Below are 7,072 nucleotides of genomic sequence, written 5' to 3' on the forward strand. Positions count from 1 at the left end.
CGCTTCTGTAGGGAACGGCCCGGCAATATTCTCGCCGCCGACGCTGTCTATCCACCACTGGCCGTCTTTCGCCTGATTGATCAGGTACCCGTTGACGCTTTTTGCTGCCGACATCTATCTGCCTCGTTGGCTGGTTCAGGTGCGCAATAATAGCGCCAAATGCCCTCAACGGGTGCCGATGGGTGTAGGGTGGGGCAGATTGTCGCTAGACTGATGGCCGCGCAGGTCGTCGATCTCTGCTATCTATAAGACGTTGTGCAGCTTATCTGCGGAACTATCCATCAGAATATTTCTCTATGATGGCGTCGGTTAGCCAGTGCGGGGCATTGTAAGGTGCACGCCGCCTGATTAGACTGCGCCGAAACTCGTACACACAGCCCTTTCAAGGACTTATATGATCAAGAAATGCTTGTTCCCAGCAGCCGGTTACGGTACTCGCTTCCTGCCAGCGACTAAAGCCATGCCCAAAGAAATGCTGCCGGTGGTAAACAAGCCACTGATCCAGTACGGCGTCGAAGAAGCACTGGATGCCGGGTTGACCGAAATCTCCATCGTTACCGGTCGCGGCAAACGCGCCCTGGAAGACCACTTCGACATCAGCTACGAGCTGGAAAACCAGATCAAGGGCACTGACAAGGAAAAATACCTGGTCGGCATCCGTAAACTGCTCGACGAGTGCTCGTTCTCCTACACTCGCCAGACCGAAATGAAAGGCCTGGGCCACGCAATCCTGACCGGCCGTCCACTGATTGGCGACGAACCTTTCGCCGTAGTACTGGCGGACGACTTGTGCGTCAACCTCGAAGGCGACGGCGTACTGACCCAGATGGTCAAGCTGTACAAGCAGTTCCGCTGCTCGATCGTGGCCATCCAGGAAGTCGATCCTCAGGAAACCAACAAGTACGGCGTGATCGCCGGCGAGATGATTCGCGACGACATCTATCGCGTTCACAGCATGGTCGAGAAGCCAAAACCTGAAGATGCACCGTCGAACCTGGCGATCATCGGCCGTTACATCCTGACCCCGGACATCTTCGACCTGATCGAACAGACCGAGCCAGGCAAGGGCGGCGAAATCCAGATCACCGACGCCCTGATGAAGCAAGCGCAAAACGGCTGCGTCATGGCCTACAAGTTCAAAGGCAAGCGTTTCGACTGCGGTGGCGCCGAAGGCTACATCGACGCAACCAACTTCTGCTTCGAGAACTTCTACAAGACTGGCAAGGCTTACTGATAGCGCCTGAGCTGCTTGTATTGAAAAGCCACCTTCGGGTGGCTTTTTCATTTTTCGGCCCCAAATAGTTTGCAACGCTTGCCCAAAGGGCGCTCGCAGGTATGCTGGTGTCCTGCCGAGGAGATAGTAATGGCCTACGATTTTGACCTATATGTGATTGGTGCCGGTTCTGGCGGTGTGCGGGCTGCGCGGTTTGCGGCCGGTTTTGGTGCGAAAGTCGCCGTGGCCGAGAGCCGTTATCTGGGCGGTACGTGCGTGAACGTCGGCTGTGTGCCGAAAAAACTGCTGGTCTACGGCGCGCACTTCGCCGAAGACTTCGAGCAATCGCAAGGTTTTGGCTGGACTCCGGGTGAAGCGACGTTCGACTGGGCGACGCTGATCGCCAACAAGGATCGCGAGATCAATCGCCTGAACGGCATTTATCGCAATCTGCTGGTCAACAGTGGTGTGACCTTGCATGAAGGTCACGCGAAAATCGTCGACCCGCATCAGGTTGAGATCAATGGCGAGCGTTACACCGCCAAAAACATCCTGATTGCCACCGGTGGTTGGCCGCAGATCCCGCAGATTCCGGGGCACGAGCATGCCATCAGCTCCAACCAGGCATTCTTCCTTAAAGAGCTGCCCAAGCGCGTTCTGGTGGTCGGTGGTGGTTACATTGCGGTGGAGTTCGCCGGGATTTTCCACGGGCTGGGTGCCGAGACAACGCTGCTGTATCGCGGTGATCTGTTTCTGCGTGGCTTCGACGGCACAGTGCGCAAACATTTGCAGGAAGAGCTGACCGTCGAGGTCGATGAACAGTATCAAACCGCTGAACCGTCGATCCTGGCCCTCGGTGATGTGATTGGTCGGGTACAACTCACGCCGGTTGCTCTGGCCGAAGGCATGGCCGTAGCGCGGCGTTTGTTCAAGCCTGAGCAATATCGCCCGGTGGATTACAAGATGATCCCGACCGCCGTGTTCAGCTTGCCGAACATCGGCACTGTCGGGCTGACTGAAGAAGAAGCGCGCGAGGCCGGGCACGATGTGGTGATCTTCGAAAGCCGTTTCCGGCCGATGAAGCTGACCCTGACCGAATGCCAGGAACGCACCTTGATGAAACTGGTGGTGGACGCCAAGACCGACAAGGTCCTGGGTTGCCACATGGTCGGCCCGGATGCCGGCGAGATCGTGCAAGGATTGGCGATTGCCCTGAAAGCGGGCGCGACCAAGCGCGACTTCGACGAAACCATCGGTGTGCATCCGACGGCCGCCGAAGAGTTCGTCACCATGCGTACGCCAGTCGCGGGTTAATCGTTCTTCTGTGGCGCTGATGCGTCTGGCGCTGTCGCAACGACAGCGGCCAGACGCACGCTTTCATCCAGGCTTGCCTGCAACTTGATTAGTTCAACTTCCAGCGCTTTGTTGATGTGCGACTGCTCGTCAATGTTCTGCTTGAGAGACTGGCTTTCCAGCAAGGCAATGCGCAAGCGTTCCTGGAGGAGGGTGCGTTCGCTGTCGATGCGGGTGACCTGTTCCAGTAACTGATCCTGTCGGCTGTTGGTGTGCTTGAGTTGCTCCTGCAACAGGCTCAACTCCCGCAGCGTGCCACGGTTTTCGGTCAGCAGACGCTCATTGTCGCGATGCAGTTGGGTGATTTCATCCTGGCGTACCAGTGCGCTTTGCTGGGCCTGACGCAACTCCATCTGAATCTGCTGCACCTGGCCTTCGTGGCGTCGCTGTTCCTGCTCGCGCTGGTCTTTGACGGCGTTGCGGTAGTGCTCCAGTGCTTCGCGGGCGTGCAGGTGTTTTTCTTCCAGTGAGCGGATCTGCTCGTCCTTGTCCTGCAAGCGCAATTCGAAATCGGCCAGTGCCTGGTTCAGCCCGGCGTTGCGGGTTTGCTCGGTTTGCAGCATCGAGCGGGTGTCGTGCAGTTCCGCCGATTCCTGGGTCAGCGCCAGGCTTTGAATTTCGTATTGCTGTTGCAATTCGGTATTGGCCTCGCGGGCCTCGTGCAGCTGGGTTTCCAGCTCTTTTCGTTGTTGCTCGAACTGCGCGCGTGCCTGGTCGATGGGTTCTTGCGCCTGTTCTTTCAGGCGTTGCGCCAGACGCGCCACCAGCGCTGTCAGCTCATCATCGATCGGTTCGGAAGGTGCTGGCGCGGGTTCGGCGCCGTCATCGAGCTCTTTCAGATAGCGATGGATCGTGGTTTTCGAGCCGGTATTGCCCATTTCGATCCGCACTGCGTCGATGCTCGGGTGTTCGCCCCGGGCGAGGATTGCCGAGCGTGCCGCTTGCACCAGTGCCTTGTTTACGCCGCCACGTGCCATGTGTTCTCCTACGATTTGATACTGTGGTACGTACCACTAATATTAGCAATGTACCATGCCGTGAATAAAGTTAAAAACTTGTGATAACTGATGCGGGATATACTGGTATTACCCCGTGTGATGAGCTGTAGACCGGGTTTTCAATCGCCAACGCGGTACGTTTTCGAGCACTGAGCCCATGACCGATCTGGATCGCTACCTGCAAGCCGCTACCCGCGACAACACCCGTCGCAGCTATCGCGCGGCCATCGAGCACTTCGAAGTCAGCTGGGGCGGGTTCCTGCCGGCGACCAGCGATAGCGTTGCGCGGTACCTGGTTGCACATGCGGGCGTGCTGTCGATCAATACCTTGAAGTTGCGCTTGTCCGCGTTGGCGCAGTGGCACAACAGCCAGGGGTTCGCCGATCCGACCAAGGCACCGGTGGTGCGCAAAGTGTTCAAAGGTATTCGCGCGCTGCACCCGGCCCAGGAAAAACAGGCTGAACCCTTGCAGCTTCAACATCTGGAGCAAGTGATCGCCTGGCTGGAGCAGGAAGCACAATCCGCCAGGGCGCAGGGCGATCGCGCGGGATTGCTGAGAGCCAAGCGCGACACCGCACTGATCCTGCTGGGCTTCTGGCGTGGTTTTCGTAGTGATGAGTTGTGCCGCGTGCAGATCGAGCATGTACAAGCCAGCGCCGGTTCAGGCATTACCCTCTACTTGCCACGCAGCAAGGGCGATCGCGAGAACCTCGGCCAGACCTACCAGGCACCCGCCTTGCAGCGCCTGTGCCCGGTACAGGCCTACATCGAATGGATTACTGAAGCCGCGTTGGTCCGTGGCCCCGTGTTTCGTGGCATCGATCGCTGGGGCCATTTGAGCGAGGAGGGCTTGCACGCCAACAGCGTGATCCCGTTGTTGCGCCAGGCACTGGAGCGCGCCGGCATTGCGGCCGAGCACTACACCAGTCACTCCCTGCGTCGCGGCTTCGCCACCTGGGCGGCTCAGAGCGGTTGGGATTTGAAGTCGTTGATGAATTACGTGGGCTGGAAGGATGTGAAGTCAGCCATGCGCTATGTTGAAGCCAGCCCGTTTCTCGGGATGACCCGAATCGCTGAAAAGCCGTTGGCGCTGTAGATCACGTTTTCTTCTATTAATACGCTCGGCTAATAGCGAAAACAAATCAGCAGCATCAGGTTTGYCAATGAGCCAACCGGCGATCGGGTGGGTAGGATTCACCACATCAACTTCTTAACCCCTGACGGAGAGTCACCGATGCCTATCATCAACAGCCAAGTTAAACCGTTCAAAGCTACCGCCTACAAAAATGGCGACTTCGTACACGTGTCGGACGCTGACCTGAAAGGCAAGTGGTCTGTCGTTTTCTTCTACCCAGCTGACTTCACCTTTGTTTGCCCGACCGAACTGGAAGACCTGGCTGACAACTACGCCGAGTTCCAAAAACTGGGCGTCGAGATCTACAGCGTTTCCACCGATACCCACTTTGCCCACGCTGCCTGGCACAACACTTCGCCAGCCATCGGCAAAATCCGGTACACCATGATCGGCGACCCGACTCATGTCATCTCCCGCAACTTCGACGTGCTGATCGAAGAAGCTGGCCTGGCTGACCGTGGCACTTTCGTGATCAACCCTGAAGGCCAGATCAAAATCGTTGAACTCAACGATGGCGGTGTAGGCCGTGACGCTTCCGAGCTGCTGCGCAAAATCAAGGCCGCTCAATACGTCGCCGCTCACCCGGGCGAAGTGTGCCCAGCCAAGTGGAAAGAAGGCGAAGCTACTCTGGCTCCGTCCTTGGACCTGGTCGGCAAGATCTAAGTCTGTGACGCGCTTCATCAGGGCGGAGCTCCGCACCTACTAAGTAAGCTGCACCGCCCCATAAAACGCCCGGGCGAGATTCGCTCGGGCGTTTTTTTATGTCTGATTGCTCTCTATTCAAACAGCATCTAAGGAAATCGCCCGTATGTTGGACGCCAATCTTAAAGCCCAGTTGAAATCGTACCTGGAACGGGTCACTCAGCCGATCGAGATCGTTGCATCCCTCGACGACGGTGCGAAATCCCAGGAAATGCTCGCGTTACTCAAAGACGTTGCCAGTCTTTCCACCCAGATTACTTTGCTCGACAACGGTAACGATGCGCGTAAACCATCGTTCTCGATCAATCGCCCGGGAGCCGATATCAGCCTGCGTTTCGCCGGCATCCCGATGGGCCACGAATTCACATCCCTGGTGCTGGCCTTGCTGCAAGTCGGCGGCCACCCATCGAAAGCCAGTGTCGACGTTATCGAGCAGATCCGCTCGCTCAAAGGCGAGTTCAACTTCGAGACTTACTTCTCGCTGTCCTGCCAGAACTGCCCGGATGTGGTTCAGGCGCTGAACCTGATGGCCGTGCTGAACCCGAACATCCGCCACGTCGCCATCGACGGCGCGCTGTTTCAGGCCGAAGTTGACGAGCGCCAGATCATGGCCGTGCCAAGCGTTTACCTGAACGGCGTGAACTTCGGCCAGGGTCGCATGGGCCTGGAAGAAATCCTCGCCAAGATCGACACCAGCGGCATCGAGCGCCAGGCCGAGAAGATCAGCGCCAAGCAAGCCTTCGACGTACTGGTCGTCGGCGGTGGCCCGGCCGGTGCTTCAGCGGCAATTTACGCCGCTCGTAAAGGCATTCGCACCGGCGTGGCGGCTGAACGTTTTGGTGGTCAGGTGCTCGACACCATGGCCATCGAGAACTTCATCTCCGTGCAGGAAACCGAAGGGCCGAAACTGGCCGTGGCACTGGAAGAACACGTTAAGCAATACGACGTGGACATCATGAACCTGCAACGCGCCGACAAGCTGGTGCCGGGAAAAAACGGTGAATTGCACGAAATCCATTTCGCCAGCGGCGCGTCCTTGAAAGCCAAGACCGTAATCCTCGCCACCGGCGCGCGCTGGCGTGAAATGAACGTTCCGGGTGAGCAGCAATACCGCAACAAGGGCGTGGCGTACTGCCCGCACTGTGACGGTCCGCTGTTTAAAGGCAAGCGTGTGGCGGTGATCGGTGGCGGTAACTCCGGCGTCGAAGCAGCCATCGACCTGGCGGGGATCGTGTCCCACGTAACCCTGCTGGAGTTCGACGTGCAACTGCGCGCCGATGCGGTGTTGCAGCGCAAGTTGCACAGCCTGCCGAACGTTACCGTGATCACCAGTGCGCAAACCACTGAAGTGACCGGCGATGGCCAGAAGGTCAACGGCCTACGCTACAAGGATCGTCAGTCGGACGAGCTGCGCACTGTTGAGCTGGAAGGGATTTTTGTGCAGATCGGTCTGCTGCCTAATACCGATTGGCTCAAAGGCACCATCGAGCTGTCACCGCGTGGCGAGATCATTGTCGATGCCCGTGGTGAGACGTCGATCCCCGGCGTGTTCGCGGCCGGCGACGTGACTACCGTGCCGTACAAGCAGATCGTGATTGCGGTGGGTGAGGGCGCCAAGGCTTCCCTGAGCGCATTCGATCACTTGATTCGCACCTCGGCGCCGGCATAAAC

6 protein-coding genes are annotated in these 7,072 nt (G+C 57.9%); 5 read left to right on the plus strand and 1 reads right to left on the minus strand.

What is annotated here, in order from left to right; genetic code table 11:
* The first annotated feature begins 394 nt into the window (after positions 1-394).
* Both galU and AC1DLB_RS20400 read left to right on the plus strand, forming a co-directional pair.
* Positions 395-1,234, plus strand: a complete 840-nt coding sequence (galU, locus tag AC1DLB_RS20395; RefSeq protein ID WP_003182953.1) for a UTP--glucose-1-phosphate uridylyltransferase GalU — start codon at positions 395-397, stop codon at positions 1,232-1,234.
* A gap of 129 nt (positions 1,235-1,363) precedes the next feature.
* Positions 1,364-2,527 carry a glutathione-disulfide reductase gene (locus AC1DLB_RS20400; RefSeq protein ID WP_477785537.1) on the plus strand — a complete coding sequence of 388 codons (1,164 nt, stop codon included), beginning with the start codon at positions 1,364-1,366 and terminating at the stop codon, positions 2,525-2,527.
* Here AC1DLB_RS20400 and AC1DLB_RS20405 read toward each other — a convergent pair.
* Entirely contained in the window at positions 2,524-3,543 is a 1,020-nt protein-coding gene (locus AC1DLB_RS20405) for a DNA-binding protein (protein WP_086945543.1), read from the minus strand. The two genes, AC1DLB_RS20400 and AC1DLB_RS20405, sit on opposite strands and share 4 nt — an antisense overlap.
* Before the next feature lie 178 nt (positions 3,544-3,721).
* Between AC1DLB_RS20405 and AC1DLB_RS20410 the strand changes: the two genes are divergently transcribed.
* The 3 genes from AC1DLB_RS20410 (at position 3,722) to ahpF (ending at position 7,070) form a co-directional block, all read left to right on the plus strand.
* On the plus strand, positions 3,722-4,660 hold the full coding sequence (locus AC1DLB_RS20410) for a site-specific integrase (protein WP_477743150.1): 939 nt from the start codon (positions 3,722-3,724) through the stop codon (positions 4,658-4,660).
* A 138-nt stretch (positions 4,661-4,798) separates the two neighbouring features.
* Positions 4,799-5,362 carry an alkyl hydroperoxide reductase subunit C gene (gene ahpC, locus AC1DLB_RS20415; protein ID WP_018929073.1) on the plus strand — a complete coding sequence of 188 codons (564 nt, stop codon included), beginning with the start codon at positions 4,799-4,801 and terminating at the stop codon, positions 5,360-5,362.
* Between the two features lie 145 nt (positions 5,363-5,507).
* Positions 5,508-7,070, plus strand: a complete 1,563-nt coding sequence (gene ahpF / locus AC1DLB_RS20420; protein ID WP_192350429.1) for an alkyl hydroperoxide reductase subunit F — start codon at positions 5,508-5,510, stop codon at positions 7,068-7,070.
* The last annotated feature ends 2 nt before the right edge of the window (positions 7,071-7,072 follow it).

Source organism: Pseudomonas sp. 05N434 (assembly GCF_056396965.1).